Raw genomic sequence first — 16326 nt, 5'->3', positions numbered from 1 at the left:
ATGGCTTTGGACTTACAATAACGAACGTCCGCATATGGGATTGGGCGGTATCACCCCGAAACAAAAACTGGCATTACATGCCTGACCTCTACTTTTAAGTGCGCTTAAAAATGGGGGGATTACCCCCTAAGCAGCCGCAGCTCAAAAAAGAATGGCGGCTGGATCAGGCGTTTTGGCAGGGGGCAACCCGAGTGCTGTTGCCGGATGGATCGGAGTGAATATGAATGGGGAGGGCGTATCGCCTTGCGTGCGACAGGATTTTGTCGTTCAGCAGTGCAGTGCGCCGTAATAATGCAAGAATTACGGTATTACGGTATTACGGTATTACGGCGCACTGCACTGCACTTCGCTTCGAGTGCGGCCTACATTGGCCCTGCTTTTCTCCGTGAAACTCTGTGTTCTCTGTGTTTCAAGATTTGGGTTTTGGCTGCGGAACATCAGTTAGTCACTTACTTTCCCACGCAAGGCCTTAATCGATCCGCGTTTATTTTTGCTATCTAAGCGCCGAGTTTGTGAGCCGCGCGTTGGGCGGGTGGCTTTGCGGAGTGTGGCGATGGTGGCGGCGCTGGCGACTAGCTCGTTAAGGCGTTGAATGCTGTCGGCGCGGTTTTGTTCTTGGCTGCGATATTGCTGTGCCTTGATAACGATAACGCCATCTTTGCTGATGCGCGAATCGCCCAGCGCCAATAGCCGCTCCTTGAGTAAGGAGGGCAAGGATGATGCTGGGATATCAAAGCGCAGATGCACCGCGCTCGATACCTTGTTCACGTTCTGCCCGCCACTGCCTTGGGCACGGATGGCTGAAAACTCTATTTCGTTCTCTAGAATATCGAAGCGGATGGTAAACATGGCTTAAATCTCGGCGCTTGGCGGTGCTAGCACGGTTCGATTGCCATTGCTTTCCATCTGGCTGACGATGCCGGCGTTTTCCATCTGATCGATCAGCCTGGCGGCGCGGTTGTAGCCAATTCTAAGCTGACGTTGCACGGCCGAGATAGAAGCGCGGCGGCTTTTTAGCACCAGCGCCACGGCTTCATCGTAAATGGGATCGGCTTCGCCGCCTTCATTATTGTTATTGATATTGGATGCGCTGGCCTCGGCATCAAAACCACCATTTAAGATGCCATCGATATAGCGTGGCTCGCCAAATTGTTTTAAATGCTCGACTACACGGTGTACTTCGTTATCGTCAACAAAAGCGCCGTGAATACGCTGTGGATAGCCGGTGCCGGGCGGCAAAAACAGCATATCGCCTTGGCCTAGCAGGGCTTCTGCGCCCATTTGATCCAAAATGGTACGGCTATCAATCTTGCTAGATACTTGAAAGGCCAAGCGGGTGGGGATATTGGCTTTAATCAGGCCGGTAATCACGTCCACCGAGGGGCGTTGGGTGGCTAAAATTAAATGAATCCCCGCGGCGCGGGCTTTTTGTGCGAGGCGGGCGATTAATTCTTCAATTTTCTTGCCTGCCACCATCATTAGATCGGCAAACTCATCCACTACCACCACAATAAAGGGTAGGTGCTCTAGCGCTTCTGGCTCATCGGGTGTCAGTGAGAATGGATTGGTGAGGCGCTCGCCGCGTTGCTCGGCTTCCTTCAGCTTTTGATTAAAGCCTGCTAGATTACGCACACCAAAGGTGCTCATGAGGCGATAGCGTTTTTCCATCTCGGCCACACACCAGTTCAGGGCGTTGGCGGCGAGTTTCATATCGGTGACGACAGGGGCTAATAAATGCGGAATGCCGTCGTAAACGGATAATTCCAGCATCTTTGGGTCGACCATAATAAAGCGCACTTCTTCCGGCGTGGCTTTATACAGCAAGGACAAAATCATGGCGTTTACGCCCACCGATTTACCCGAGCCGGTGGTCCCCGCCACCAGCATATGCGGTGCTTTGGCAAGGTCGGTCACAATCGGTGCGCCGGTAATGTCTTTGCCTAGGGCAATGGTGAGCTTGCTTTGATTTTGCTGGTAAACATCCGAGGATAGAATCTCGGAAAGGCGGATCATTTGCCGTGTTGGGTTAGGCAGCTCCAGCCCCATGCAGGTCTTGCCAGGGATGGTTTCCACTACGCGGATAGAAACCAGTCCCAGCGCCCGCGCCAAGTCTTTCATCAAATTAACAATTTGCGCGCCGCGTACGCCAATCGCTGGCTCAATCTCGTAACGGGTAATGACGGGGCCCGCGTAGGCATCGAGTACCGATGCTTTTACGCGGAATTCTGCTAGTTTTTCTTCAATCAAAATGCCACGGTCTAGGAGATCGTCTTGGCTGATGGTTTCAATCTCAGGGTCTGGCGGATGCAGTAAGCTGAGCGATGGCATAAAGTCATCGCTGTAGTGCATGGGCTCGGCAGGGGGGAGCGGTTGAGGGGTGGGCGGCTTGGACCAAGTGAGTTCATGCTCTGGTGCAGTCGCAAATTTAGTTGCTGTTAAGTCATGCTCTGGTGCAGTTGCAAACTTAGGCACTGCTAATTCATGCTCTGGCGTAGTTACAAACTTAGACGTTGTTAATTCAGATTCTGCCGCAATCCTTAACGAAGAAGCGCTGAATTCAGATTCTGGTGTAAGGGCTAATACGGCTGCCGGTAGCTCAAGTTTTGGTGTGAGCACTACGTTGTGCGCTGTAGTTTCTGGCTCTGCTGCTGCCATCAACTTGTGCGTGGCCAATTCATACTCTGGACTAATGGCTAGCTTTGGCGCTGTCAATTGAGTTTCTGGAGGAATAGCTAACATAGCTTCTGCCAGCTTAACTGTCGGGACCGATAACTCAGCTACTGGCGTTTGCTCTGTAGGAGTAGCAGGCGTACTTGTCACGGCAAGGGGTTCAGTCATCGCTTGGGTGAGAAACGCCGCCAAGGCGCGTGACTCTGGATCAGGGGTGGGCGCAGTAGCGGTCTCAACGATGGGTTGCAGTGTAATGGTTTCGCTTGGCTCCCAATCCGCTACGGTGGCGACAGTGCTATCGCTTATAACCGCCTCGGTGGCGAGGGGGGAATCTAGGCCGATTGGGCTAAGTAGTGCCTCATCTAGCGTAGGCTCAATTCTGATCGGCGGGTTTGGGCTCGCAGGGGGAGGCGTTTTAGGCTCTAGCTGAAATAAGCGCGGGCTGCTACTCAGCGGGGCTGCTGCTTTGGGGCTGCGGCTAGGTAGCGGCGCTGGTTCAGCGGGTTTGCCATGAATTGCGGATAAGCGCTGACGAATCTCGGTTGCCTCAATTAAAGGCAGTGCGCTTGGCTCTACTTGTCTTGGGCGATCGTTATGGCTTTTTACCCGATGATCGTTTTGTAGATGCTGCCTTATTTGGGATAAATCGATTAAAGGCAAGCTGGCGGCCTTGGGCATGGCCGCGAGCGACGGCGCAGTAAAATGGCTGGCAGTAGGGGTAAAGTGCGGCTCCAGCGCTGCGGCCTGAGTGACCGGTGCTATGGCTTGGGCAGGCGCACGAAAGTGCTGAAACAATTCAGTGCTTTTAATCGGCGGTTGGCTGCTAAGGCTCACTGTGATAGTAGGGCCAACGGCCAAAGACTGGGGCGCTGGCGCAGTGGCTGGCCTTACAATGGCTTCTTTTACGGCTGGTGGCGTGCTTGTTTCCCGATGGCTAGCCGGCAGTGTTTTTTCACCGAGTTCTTCTTCGTCGTCGAAAGCATCCCATTCATTGGCATGGTTGGCCTCTTCAGATTCTTCTTGCTCAGGCAGCGGTTCAAATTGCGCTTTAATTCCAGTTGCTATGGCGTGCCAACCTTGCTCTATCGCTAGCCCTGTGTGCTCAAGAATATCGCTCCATGGTTTTTGCCGCCAAAGTGGAACGCCAACGCCCAAGCCCAGCGAAAAAAGCAGGGCAGAAAGGATGGCTGAATAGTTTAGCAAGCTTTGGCCTGCAGCCAAGGTGCAAAGCGTAATTGCAAATCCTAGATATTCAATGCTAAATAGTTTTTGGGGCTGCCAAGTGCGTTCTAAAGCAAAAAAAGCGCAAAGCCAAGCGGCCAAGCCGATATGACGATTAAACCCAAGCAATACAATTAAGATAAAAGCAGGGCAAAGCCAGATCAAACGGGCGGTGTGCAATAGTTGATTGATTCGGGAAATGAATCGAATAGACATGTTTTTACGAATCCAGAACGGCATATATGGCAGAGTCGGCATTATCCGCTTCTCTGGCCCTATCGCCAATCAAGAAAAAGCCTAAATTTAAGCGGCTATATCTATATCAACAAAAATCACACAGAAAATGAATAGAGTAGAAACGATTTTTTACCCACAAAAAGCTCGAATGACACCCAAAAGGCCGCCAAGCAGGGACGTGTCGAGGTTTATCTTGCCCGCTAGTTTTAGTGGTATCACTTTTACATACTCGTGATTTTTGTATGTTTCGTGGGAAAAGCCATTTTATGTAACTAAGTAGCAAACCAAATATTCTATTGCATTTTAGGCTGGCTAAAAAAGCCTCATCCCCGAGTGCTTTTGTCGGTAATCCAGCAGTGCCACTGGATTGCCGCGCCTGACTAAAGCCTTCAGGGGCAGGCTCGAACGCGGGAATGATGACTCTGGTTTGCGTAAGGTTAGAAGATTTATTGCAAAATACCTAGCTTGTCTCCTGTTGTTTTTGTGGCGCTAAGCCAAATAGCTCAGGGTGTTGTTTGCCATACCAGCCTTTTACTTCGTTATGGTCTAGGGATAAAAAATGCTGAATCCCAGGAACGAGTGGAAAAGAGATGGAAACCAAGAGCAAAGCAAAGCCAAAAGCGGCGTAGACGGTGCTTACCTCGAAAACACCCAAGGCAGCTCCTGCAATGGCTGGCCCCAGCATGGCGGAAAGATTCATTACCATGAAATTGACTGAAGAAAACCGCGAGCGAAAATGATCCGGAACGGCCAGTTGGCGGTGGGTTTGTCCAACCAGTTGGCTAATCGACATCACAAAACCGGTAATGCCAAACCCTAGGGTTAACATCCAGCCTTGTTGGCTTAATGCAACGCCAATCAGGCAGAGCGCAACCGTGCTAATGGCGAGTAAAGACGCTTTAAAGCGTCCTTGCCAGTGGATTACTTTTGCTGCACCCCAAAATGCCCCGAGCAACATCCCTAGGCCTAAAGCTGCCTCGGTTGCGCCTAGCCAGTTAGCGCCCAAATGTAGGGAATGAACCTTTAGCGGGAGCAGCATCCCCAGTGCGGGGGAAAGAAATGCCATGCAAAAAAATGCATAAATCGTCCAGTTGCGATCAATGGGGATTTTCCATTTGGCGGTGAGACCTGCACGCACTTCTGCGCTCCAATGGCCGCTTTGCTTGCTGGCGGGTTTAATCGGTGCAATGGCAAAGGCAGAAAGGGCGGCAATGAATAGCAGAGCGGTATAAACCCATAGCGCAAAGGCTACATTGCTGAGCGCAACTATTGCACCGCCCACCACTGGCCCAGCTAAACGGCCTAAAGACTGCGCGCTTTTTTGTAAGCTTAACGCGTCAGATAGACGATCCGGCGGAGTTAAATCGGCAGCAATGCTGCTTACTGCAGGTAACACCATAGAGAAAGCAATTACATCAATCGAGTAAACCAAAATAATAGGCCAGATCCGGTAATACCCAAGACTGGCCATCAAGGCCAGCCCCAGCGCAGTGATTGCGGCGGCGAGTAGGCCCCAAGCCATAATGCGTGATTTGGGAAAGCGATCTCCGTGTGCAGATAATAAAGGTAGAGCCAGTAGCATAGTCAGTGCAGCGCTAATTCCAAAAATAGATAAATCAGCGGCACCGCCCGTGGTCACAATCCACCAGCTGATGGCCACATTGCCCGTGGTTAAAGAGAGCACAGCCAAAATATCGTTTAATAACAGAAATGAAAAAGCAGGACCCAAACCATGCCATTTGTGAGCTAAGGAGAAAGACATGCGGCGTGCTCCGGTGTTGTAGGGGGAGGGCGATTCTATCAGCTTACTTGTGCATGACAAATGATTTTACGGGCCGGTGTTGTGGATGTGTTTTAGCCTTAATAGAGAGCGTTTTATCTTGACAGCAGGCCATCACCCTTTGTCATCCCTTAGGGCGTAAGTCGCTTGTTTTTTTGCTCATATTAGCGTTTGCTCAAGTGTAGTTGGCTGGAGTAGCAATCATGAGTTCTGAGCAGCGCATTAAAAAGATGGCGGTTTGGATGTTGCAGGCCAGTGCATTTTTTTATCTAGTGTTTTTTGCCTGGATGTTTGGCCGCTGGGGGCCTATTGAGCAGCATAAAGAAATTGCCGATGTATTGTTTACCTTGCCTTTGATTCCCGCCTGTATTGCATGCTGGTATACGGTTGTATTACGGCCAAGGCAGCGCACGTTCTTGTATCTGGCACTGGTGGTTAGTCTTTATCTGCTGGCGAGCATGATTTGGGATTACATCGAAATCATCCAGCACAACAAACCATTCCCTTCTTTTGCCGATATCTTTTATTTAATGAGTAGTGGGGTATTGATTGTTGCTATTGCTAGGTTGCCGCAGCAAAGCAGACAAAATTCTCCTCAGCTGATGCTGGATGTGGGAATTGTGATTGCCGCAGTAGTAACCTATTCCTTTCATTTTATTTTGCATCCAATTTACGCATCATTTGGGGAATACTCGCTGGCGCTTTGGGTTTCTCTGGCTTACCCCATATTAGATTTGATTTTTATTACCTTATTGATACGCTGTTTACTGGTGCAAAAATCACCCTATACCTTAGATATGCTGCTGCTAATAGGAGCGGTGGTGATGGTTGTTTTAGGGGATGTCAGTCTGTCTTATATGGTGGTAACAGGGGGAGATGTCACACTTTCTTGGGGTAATTTGTTTTTTATTGGCTTTAATTGCATGCTGGCGGCCTCTTGTTACGCTAGTTTGGAAGAGCGCATCGTATGGCAAAAGCCTCTTGCCCTAGCTGCACCGCTTAAAAATATGCTTCCCTATCTGGCTGTACTCGCCTGCTATGTTTTGCTTTTGCAAAATGGTGCGCTGGCCAGTGACGTGCGCTGGGGAACGGCGATCGTAACGCTGCTGGTTGTTGTGCGGCAAATTATCACCTTAAGGGCCAACACTCGGCTTAATCATGCATTACAACAAGCACTGTCGCAGGCCGAAGTGGCCAATGAGGCAAAGAGCCATTTTCTGGCCAATGTGAGTCATGAGTTACGCACCCCGCTGACCTTAATCTTGGCTCCGCTGGATGAATTACTTAGTGTCCTGCCTCCCGCTAGGCGCGGTCAGTGCGAGCGGGTTAAACGTAACGCCTTGCTCCTGATGAATCGGGTTAATGATGTACTGGATTACTCAAGGCTGGAGGCGGGGGCTTTTATTCCGCAGTTAGAAAAAATTAATGTGCGTGAGGTGTTGCTCAATATTATCGATTCAGCAACTGAGCTGGCTAATAGCAGGGCATGCACGATTCGCCTTGCCCTTGATCCTTCACTGGAAACCATTGTGTTGGATCGAAATGCATTAGAAAAAATAATGCTAAATTTGCTGAGTAATGCACTTAAATTCTCGCCTAATGGCGGGGTCATTATGATGAAAGGCGATGTCATTGATGAGCGCCGGTTTCAATTACAAGTGATTGATAAGGGGGTCGGGATTGCCGCAGAGCAGCAGCAACTGTTATTTCAGCGCTTCTCACAATTGGATCAGGGTGAAATACGCCGTTATCATGGTACGGGTATCGGGCTGGCCCTAGTCAAAGAGCTGAGCGTGCAAATGGGGGGGAGTGTTGCCGTGCAAAGCGAGCAGGGGCATGGCGCGTGTTTTAGTGTTTGCCTGCCCAGAAATGCGGTAGCCACAAGCACGGCCTCTGTACCCCTTGATTCTGCAAAAGCCTTACAACAGGCCCGCTTTCAAGTTCCTATTGTGGCGGCTGAAAGTGCGATCTTGCACGCCATGCCAGAGCGCGTGTTAGTGATCGATGATAACCCTGATATGTGTGCCTATATCGCAGACTTGCTGTGTAAGGATTGCACGGTGTTAATCGCGGCTAATGGTAAGCAGGCTTGGGGTATTTTACAGCGGCAAGCAGTAGATTTGGTGTTGTCGGATGTGATGATGCCAGAGCTGGATGGAATTTCTTTATTAGCCAAGATTAAAAATACCCCAGCGCTGGCGCATTTACCTGTGATTTTGCTGACGGCAAGGGGAGGCGCCGAGGCCCGTATTTCTGGTTTGGCAAGTGGTGCCGATGATTATATTGCTAAGCCTTTTGTCGCAGAAGAACTGCGGGCTAGGGTGCGGCTGGCGCTGCGGGTTTGCCATATGCAGCAACAATTACAGCAGGCCGCTTACGATGGTGGGGTGAGGATGCAGGCATCGGGCATGCTGCATGATTTAGGCAATGCTCTGAATGGCGTGACCGTCACCACCAGCGGGCTGCAAGACTATGTCGCTCAATCTCGGAGCCCATCTTTAGCACAGCTGGCAGAGCTGCTTAATGAACATCGTGGCGATATGTCGGAGTTTCTATTGCATGATGAAAGGGGTAAAACCATTCCCGCTTTTGTTGGCTTGCTGGCTCAACAGTTGGCCACCGAGCATCAGCATGTAATGCATAAACTGACTCTGTTATTGCGCAGTGCCAATCATGCTGGCGAGGTGATTGCTCGGCAAAGAGAGGTCACGGCTAAGCCTGCAAATACCGTTCGTGAGCTGATCCCACTAGATACGATGCTGGAGCAGGCCATTGTGCTCTCTGATTCACTTTGCAATTTAAGAGACGTTACCATTCAGCGGGATTACGAGAGGGATGTGGCGGTACTGGCTGATCGGCACAAACTATTACAGCTACTTGTTAATTTATTACATAACGCCACACAAGCGCTGGCAGAAACTGAGCCATTAAGAAAGCAAATTGTATTACGAATAAGGGAGGAATGTGGACGCATTAGCCTCTGCGTGCAAGATAACGGAGTAGGAATGGGGGCTGATCAACTGGCTAGCCTGTTTAACCAAGGAAGCAGTACCCGAGGAGAGGGGCACGGGCTTGGCTTGCATTGTTCGGCAAATTGGGCAGTGGAAATGGGCGGCAAGCTGCGTGCTGAAAGTGCAGGTCTTGGTCTAGGGGCCTGCTTTACGCTGGAGTTGCCTGCATGTTTAAAGGAGGGGGCGACTCATGGTTAAAAAACGGATTTTAGTGATCGATGATAATTTAGAAAATCTTGCGCTTTACCGAGATATTCTGGCTCCTGAAACAGCGGTAGCTAGTGCGGAGCTCAATGCTCTTGAGTTTTTATTATTTAATCGTAAAGTAATAACTGGGGATGAACTTACTTTTATTCTTGATCTGGAATCCAGCGGGGAGGTAGCTTGCCAGCATTTGCAGGATGCGTACAGCAAAGGGGATACCTATGATTTGGCCTTTGTGGATATGCGTATGCCCGGCGGTTGGAGTGGCTTAGAGACTATTGGCCATTTATGGCAGCACGATCCAGATTTGCCGGTGGTGATTTGCAGTGCTTACAGTGACTATAATTGGGAAGAAATCACTCAGCGCTTGGGCCATGCAAATTTGATTAAAATACTCAACAAGCCGTTTGAACGACAGCAGGTGCTGGGGCTAGCACAATCATTCAGCGCATAAAAAGCCGCAGCATGCGGCTTTTTATGCGTTTGGTAAAACTTAATTAACCAGTTCGCGTGCTGCAGCAACTTGATCTTTGTAAGCATCAAAAATGCCACGTAGCGAGTCTTCCATCGTGGTGCTTGGTGCCCAGTTTAGATCGGCCTTGGTGTTGTCGATTTTTGGTACGCGGTTTTGTACGTCTTGGTAGCCCTTGCCATAGTATTCGCCGGAAGTGGTTTCCAGAACAGTGACTTTGGCTGCCATTTCTGCATATTCAGGATAGGTTTTAGCCAGATCCAGCATCATGGTTGAAAGCTCACGTACCGAGTAGTTGTTGACTGGGTTGCCGATATTGTAAATTTGGCGAGTGGCTTTGCCATCTTTATTGTCAATAATCTTAACCAGTGCTTCGATACCGTCCGTAATATAGGTAAACGCACGTTTTTGCGCGCCGCCATCCACCAGCTTGATCGGCTCGCCACGAACAATATGCCCCAAGAACTGGGTGATCACACGGCTAGAGCCTTCTTTTGGGGTGTGGATGCTATCTAAGCCAGCACCAATCCAGTTAAATGGGCGGAATAGGGTGTAATCCAAGCCTTCTTGTTGCCCGTAAGCAGCAATCACGCGATCCATCAGCTGCTTAGAGCAAGCATAGATCCAGCGTGGCTTGTTGATTGGGCCATACACCATATTGGATTCTTCTGGATCAAACGCTTCATCTTCACACATACCGTAAACTTCGGATGTAGAAGGGAATACCACGCGTTTTTTATACTTTACGCACCATTTGATAATCGGTAGATTGGCTTCAAAATCTAATTCAAATACGCGTAGTGGCGCTTGTACATAGGTAGCTGGTGTTGCAATGGCAACTAATGGCAGAACCACATCACATTTTTTAACGTGGTATTCAATCCATTCTTGATTAATGGTGATATCGCCTTCAAAGAAATGAAAGCGTTTGTTATCCATAAATTCAGAAACTTTATCGCTGTACATATCCATACCGAAAATTTCCCAGTCGGTATTTTCAAGGATGTGTTTGGATAAGTGATGGCCAATAAAGCCATTTACGCCAAGGATGAGGACTTTTTTCATTGTGTTTTCCCGGAGGTATTAATGGAGACCTTGAAAATCTATATTTTCGTGGTCACTAATGTAAATCTATTGAAGATGCGCCAAAGTGATGAATGAAATTCTCACCCGTCAGCGTTTCCCCTGCGAATTCTGCATGCAGCACTAACAGTGCGGCACCATCGCTGCAAAGCAGGATGATTTGTTTGCCATCAGCATACATGAGCGGCGTAATCGGTTCGATCTCTGTCGTTTGGCTTGTGAATATTTGCCGCGTACGCCAAACAATTAGCTTTTTGCCATCAATGTCACTAAATGCGCCCGGATAAGGTACGGTTACAGCACGTACCAAATTATGGATGTCTTTTGCGTTTTTTTGCCAGTTTATCTGGCCGTCTTTGGCTGTGCGGCCACCATAATAAGCGCCCTGACTTAAATCTTGCTGCTTAAAATCAGTTTTTCCAGCAATAAGCCCTGGCAAAGCGTGGCTTAGGCAAATTTCTGCAGCCACGGTGACTTTTTCAAATACTTCTTGCGCCGTATCATCAGGAAAAATGGGTACGGCTTGCTGCGCCACAATGGGGCCGTTATCTGGCTTGATATTCATTACATGCAGCGTTGCACCGGTCTGGGTTTCGCCATTGATAATCGCCCAGTTAATCGGCACGCGGCCACGGTATTGCGGCAATAAGGAGCCGTGCATATTAAATGCACCGCTTTTTGGCGCGGCCAGTAAAGCTGCTTTTAACATGTTGCGATAATAAAACGAGAATAAAAAATCAACGTTTAATGCCGCAATCTGCGCTTCAACTTCTGCCGTGTTTGGGTCGTCCGGTGTGATGCAGGGAATGGCGTAGTCTGCCGCTAATTGCGCCACCGAGCCAAACCAGATGTTCTCGTTTGGGTTGTCTTGATGCGTCACAATGAGCTTGATCTCGATGCCTGCGGCCAGCAGCGCCTTGATGCAGCGCACGCCGACATTATGGTAGGCAAAAACAACGGCTGATTTCACGCGCCATCCTTTTTAGCTTGATCTGGATCAGACTGTAAAATATTGGCGATCAAATAGCGTGGGCGCTGGCGCACTTCATGATAAATACGGCCGATATATTCGCCAAGCAGGCCAATGCCAAATAAGGCGATGCCAATTAAGAAGAAGGCAATGGCGAATAAAGTAAACAGCCCGCCCACTTCTGGCCCCATAAAAATACGGCGTAATACCAGTAATAAGAACAGCGCGCCCGAGCCCAGCGATACAAAAATCCCTAGCATAGAAAATAATTGCAAGGGCAGAATCGAGAAGCCGGTCATCAAATCAAAATTAAGACGAATCAAGCTGTACAGGGAGTACTTAGATTCACCCGCAAAGCGCTCTTCATGCCCAACCACTACTTCAGTTGGGTTTTGCGAGAAAGAGTAAGCCAGCGCAGGGATAAAGGTATGCATTTCCTGACACTGATTAATGGTGTCGATAATACGGCGGCTATAGGCACGCAGCATGCAGCCTTGATCGGTCATTTTGATCTTAGTCAGTTTTTCGCGCAGATTGTTCATGCTGCGGCTGGCTACATGCCGCCACCAGCTGTCGTTGCGCTGACGGCGGATCGAGCCAACATAGTCGTGGCCCTTATCCATTTCTACCAGCAAAGTGCCAATGTCCTCGGGTGGGTTTTGTAGGTCGGCATCCAGCGTCACAATGCGCTCGCCGCGTGAATGCTCAAAGCCAGCCAGAATGGCGCGATGCTGGCCAAAATTGCCATTAAACATAATCACGCGGGTCACATCAGGGCGTTTGTCGTACTGGGCGCTTAAGATGCCTGCCGAGCGATCACGGCTACCATCATTAATAAACAGAATTTCGTAAGGCGTGTTTAAGGCATCTAGCGCTGGATAAATGCGATCAAACAGCGCTTGTAAGCCGTCTTCTTCGTTATAAACCGGTACGACAACAGAAACGATGGGATTCATTGAACTCTCTTTTTGTAAAACCTGACGCGTAGGGCGGGTGCAAGCCGGGTGCTTTTCGGCATTGCTAGCGGGTTGCACCCGCTCTACAAATAACAGTTCGCTTAAATTGATAGGATTGGGGTATGCCCCTTCCCAGTTATTTAAGGCTAGCGGCAATCACTTCACGTAAAGCGATGCAAACACGTTCTACGTCGGCCACTTCCATGGCTGGGAAGAGCGGTAGTGTAATGGTGCTTGCGCCAATATGCTCCGCGTGCGGATACATGCCTTCTGTGTAACCCAGCTTGCGATAATAAGTAAATAAATGCAGCACAGGGTAATGCACACCAATGCCGATGCCTTTTTCTTTCATTTGCGCGATAAACTCACCACGGCTGATGTTCATTTTTGCTAAGGGCAGCAGCGGCTGGAACATATGCCAGTTACTGTCTTCAAAGTTAGCGGGCGGCAATTCTAAGCCTAATTCTGTGTCTAGCAAACGGAAATAAGCTTGAGCAAGCTCTTTTCGCTTGGCATTAAAGCCATCGAGCTGCTTTAGTTGCCCTAGACCAATGGCTGCGGCTACGTCAGTCATATTGAATTTTCCGCCTGGTAGATCTACATCCATGCTGCCGTCAGGAAAGCGCGTGACGCCTTGTAGGCGCCATTTTTCAAACAGCACCGCTTCGGCTTCATTATTCATAACCAGCGCACCGCCTTCGGTGGTGGTCATGTTTTTATTGGCATGAAAAGAAATCGAGCAAAGATCACCAAAGCTGCCTACTTTTTTGCTTTTCCATGTTGCACCCTGCGCTTGGGCTGCATCTTCAATAACGCGTAAGCCGTGTTTATTGGCAATGGCGTAAAGGCGATCCCGATCAACTGGCAGGCCAGCCAGGTCAATGGGGATAATCGCCTTGGTGCGCGGGGTGATGGCGGCTTCAACTAAATCTAAATCAATATTGCGGGTGAGCGGGTCTACATCCACCAATACCAGCTTGCCGCCGGTATTGAGCACCACATTGGTGGTAGAAACCCAAGTCATTGGGGTGGTGATGACTTCATCACCCGGCTGTATATCAATTAAACGGAGGGCGATTTCTTGGCCGCCGGTTGCGGAATTCACCACGCGCACTGGGCGGCCGCCAAAATAGGCGGATAGCGCAGCTTCAAAGGCTTTAACTTTGGGGCCGCTGGTAATCCAGCCAGAGCGCAGTACATTGGCTACGTCGTTAATGGTTTCTTCGTCAATGCTTGGGCGGGTAAAGGGGAGAAAATCGCTCATGTTTTGTCCGTTTGTATTCTTAAAATAGGAGGCAAAAATCGCAGTAGTGCCGCCGCCAGCAACGTGCCCAGTAGCGCACCACAGGCATTGGCCAGCATGTCATGGGTATCAAAGCTGCGATAGGGCGTTAAGGCTTGGGCAAATTCAACCGCAACGCCCATCAGGCTGGCTAGCAAGAAAATCTGCCCTAGTTTCTGTTGGCGCACCAGCCCAAACCACAGCGCTAACACGCCATAGGCCAGAAAGTGGCCGATTTTATCGCTATTTGGCACGTCAGGCATACTCATCGGAATCAAGGACATGATCCAGATAAAGGCCACATAGACCCAAGCAAGGCGTGCAAAATAAATACGCAGCATTAGCTTTTTGCTACCAACAATACGCCCAGCATAATAATGCCAATCCCAACGAGGCGCATTGGCGTTACCGCTTCGCCAAATAGCCACCAAGCAAGGCCCGCATTCACCACATAGCCGATGGATAACATTGGATAGGCAATGCTGACTTCAACGCGCGATAGCGCCAAAATCCAGACCACTACGCTGATGACATAACAAGATAGGCCGCCAATAATATGCGGATTACTGGCGACTTTTAAGCCGATGGGCCAAGCATTTGCCATTGAGAAATCAAATTGCCCAATGGTACGTGTGCCCGCTTTAAGCAAAAGCTGCGCACCGGCATTGAGCAATACGCCGAATAAAATCAATCCAAATTCAAGGGCTTTCATGGTTTGGCAATCACCATTCTACGTGCGTCGCTTGCAATCGTTTTCATGCTTAATCCGCGTTTTTGTAATTCATTAAATGTATCTGTTTGCAAAATGGCAATAGGCTGAGCGTCGCTATTCCAGCGGATAATAAAATCATCCAGCGTAATGCGCTTGTCGGCTTCAGACTTTTGGCCCATTTCAAATTCGTCAATATAATCAACAAACTGCAAGGTGCGCTTTAAATAGAACGGCAGCGATTGATCGTAATAACGCACGGCATAAAGGCTACTATTGGCGGTTAAGTGCGGTTTAATCGCTTCAACTAAATGATAGCTAGAGTTGGTATAGGCGTAAGACTCGTGCCCCACCATCGGCAATTGCCCACCCACCAAGCCTGCCAGTGCCATTGTGGCAATGGCTGCTTCTTTTTTGCCCTTGCCCGCCAGAATAAAGCTGGCGATGGCACCTGCGGCTAAAACGGCGCCTGCGGCAACTAGCCAGCCTGCATAGGCTGCGTTATAGATTTGTGGCGTGTGCTCGCTATTCATTTCGCTAACATAAGGATACGCGCCAATTAAAATCAAACCCGGAATCGCAATCCAGCCAAGATGCCAGCGCAAAGCTTTGCTGCTGAGTTCGCTTAATGTTTGCGCCATTAACATCGCCAGCGCAGGGAAAATCGGCAAAATATAAGAGGGCAGTTTTGAGCCTGATTTTGAGAAAAAGGCAAAAATAAACACCGCCCAAATCAAAATAAAGCGGTTAATTTTGAAATTACCATCGCTTTTCCAGCCTTTTTTAAGCGCTTGTGGCAAGAGGCTGGTCCACGGCAAAAGGCCAACGGCCAGAATAGGGAAGAAGTACCACAGCGGGCCTTCACGTCGATGCTCGGTGCTTAAAAACCGCTCGAAGTGCTCATGAATAAAAAAGAAATGGGCGAATTCTGGGTTGGCTTTGGATACAGAAATAAACCAAGGCACGGTAATCAATAAGGCCAGTGCCAAGCCTTTAAATAAATGCAATTTGAGCCATAGCCGAGCATCACGGCAAATAATTGAATACGCCACAATGGCAATGCCAGGTAAAACTAAGCCAATTAAGCCTTTAGATAATACCGCGCAGCCAATCGACGCCCACGCAATCAGCATGCCGTTTCGATTCTCTTTAGCGCTAGCGCCATCTCTTTGGGCCAGTAAAAAACCGCAGAGGCTAAAGGTTAAAAAGGCGCTGACCCCCATATCTAGGGTTAAAAAGTGACCATTGCCTATCCACCATGCACTACTGGCCAAAATGCCGCCTGCCAGCCAAGCCGTGGCTTCGCCCCAAAGCTTACGGCTAGTGAAAAATACCGCTAATAGGCCTAAAAAGCCGGTAATACCTGGCCAGATGCGCGCGGCAAAGTCTGATTCGCCAAGAATCTCAAAGCTGGCCGCCGTGGCCCAGTATTGCAGCGCCGGTTTCTCAAAGTATTTAATGCCATTAAGGCGAGGGGTATTCCAATCGCCACTGGCCACCATTTCGCGGGCAATTTCAGCGTAGCGGCCTTCATCAGGCGTAATGAGTTTGCGGTAACCTAAGGTGCCAAACCAGAGGACGGCCAAGAGGAGAAGCACCAGCCACTTGGCGGCAGGGCGATTAATCAGACTATTCATGAATTTTCATTGGGATTGAGCGGTGCGGCATTGTACCTTAAGCCGCATGGATGGGTGAAACGCTGCGGTGTATAGAATTGTAGCGTGGGCACGA

General features: G+C 49.4%; 13 protein-coding genes. 3 read left to right on the top strand and 10 right to left on the bottom strand.

Annotation, left to right across the window (positions count from 1 at the left end):
- Positions 1-85 (top strand): integrase core domain-containing protein (locus tag R6242_RS11290; RefSeq protein WP_318425489.1); only part of this gene is annotated, 85 nt, incomplete at its 5' end.
- Positions 86-441: 356 nt separating this feature from the next.
- Here R6242_RS11290 and arfB read toward each other — a convergent pair.
- The 3 genes from arfB to R6242_RS11275 form a co-directional block, all read right to left on the bottom strand.
- Positions 442-849, bottom strand: coding sequence for an alternative ribosome rescue aminoacyl-tRNA hydrolase ArfB (gene arfB, locus R6242_RS11285; protein ID WP_318426819.1), 408 nt, complete (start codon positions 847-849; stop codon positions 442-444).
- Positions 850-852: 3 nt separating this feature from the next.
- Entirely contained in the window at positions 853-4107 is a 3255-nt protein-coding gene (locus tag R6242_RS11280; protein WP_318426817.1) for a DNA translocase FtsK, read from the bottom strand.
- A gap of 481 nt (positions 4108-4588) precedes the next feature.
- Positions 4589-5890, bottom strand: a complete 1302-nt coding sequence (locus tag R6242_RS11275) for an MFS transporter (RefSeq protein ID WP_318426815.1) — start codon at positions 5888-5890, stop codon at positions 4589-4591.
- Between the two features lie 221 nt (positions 5891-6111).
- On the opposite strand from R6242_RS11275, the gene R6242_RS11270 reads away from it, so the two are divergent.
- Positions 6112-9117, top strand: coding sequence for an ATP-binding protein (locus R6242_RS11270; protein ID WP_318426813.1), 3006 nt, complete (start codon positions 6112-6114; stop codon positions 9115-9117).
- Entirely contained in the window at positions 9110-9577 is a 468-nt protein-coding gene (locus tag R6242_RS11265) for a response regulator (RefSeq protein ID WP_318426811.1), read from the top strand. The genes R6242_RS11270 and R6242_RS11265 overlap by 8 nt, the downstream gene beginning before the upstream one ends.
- A gap of 39 nt (positions 9578-9616) precedes the next feature.
- Here the strand turns inward: R6242_RS11265 and R6242_RS11260 are convergent, their stop codons facing one another.
- From R6242_RS11260 to R6242_RS11230, 7 genes are all read right to left on the bottom strand, one after another.
- Positions 9617-10660 carry a bifunctional UDP-4-keto-pentose/UDP-xylose synthase gene (locus R6242_RS11260; RefSeq protein ID WP_293934158.1) on the bottom strand — a complete coding sequence of 348 codons (1044 nt, stop codon included), beginning with the start codon at positions 10658-10660 and terminating at the stop codon, positions 9617-9619.
- Positions 10661-10715: 55 nt separating this feature from the next.
- Positions 10716-11648, bottom strand: a complete 933-nt coding sequence (locus tag R6242_RS11255) for a formyltransferase (RefSeq protein ID WP_318426809.1) — start codon at positions 11646-11648, stop codon at positions 10716-10718.
- On the bottom strand, positions 11645-12604 hold the full coding sequence (locus R6242_RS11250; protein ID WP_293934153.1) for a glycosyltransferase: 960 nt from the start codon (positions 12602-12604) through the stop codon (positions 11645-11647). The genes R6242_RS11255 and R6242_RS11250 overlap by 4 nt, the downstream gene beginning before the upstream one ends.
- A gap of 136 nt (positions 12605-12740) precedes the next feature.
- Positions 12741-13868: a DegT/DnrJ/EryC1/StrS aminotransferase family protein gene (locus R6242_RS11245; protein WP_318426805.1), complete on the bottom strand. Its 1128-nt coding sequence runs from the start codon at positions 13866-13868 to the stop codon at positions 12741-12743.
- Positions 13865-14227, bottom strand: coding sequence for a VanZ family protein (locus R6242_RS11240; RefSeq protein WP_318426803.1), 363 nt, complete (start codon positions 14225-14227; stop codon positions 13865-13867). The genes R6242_RS11245 and R6242_RS11240 overlap by 4 nt, the downstream gene beginning before the upstream one ends.
- The gene (locus R6242_RS11235; RefSeq protein WP_115227496.1) at positions 14227-14598 is read right to left on the bottom strand and encodes an SMR family transporter; all 372 of its coding nucleotides are present in this window, start codon (positions 14596-14598) and stop codon (positions 14227-14229) included. The genes R6242_RS11240 and R6242_RS11235 overlap by 1 nt, the downstream gene beginning before the upstream one ends.
- The gene (locus tag R6242_RS11230) at positions 14595-16232 is read right to left on the bottom strand and encodes a phospholipid carrier-dependent glycosyltransferase (protein WP_318426798.1); all 1638 of its coding nucleotides are present in this window, start codon (positions 16230-16232) and stop codon (positions 14595-14597) included. Before R6242_RS11230 ends, R6242_RS11235 begins: the two co-directional genes overlap by 4 nt.
- Positions 16233-16326 lie beyond the last annotated feature (94 nt).

The organism is Iodobacter sp. CM08, from assembly GCF_033446605.1.
Classification (GTDB): domain Bacteria; phylum Pseudomonadota; class Gammaproteobacteria; order Burkholderiales; family Chitinibacteraceae; genus Iodobacter.
Note: the sequence above shows the minus strand (reverse complement) of the source record. Positions and strands in the feature narration are given on the sequence as shown.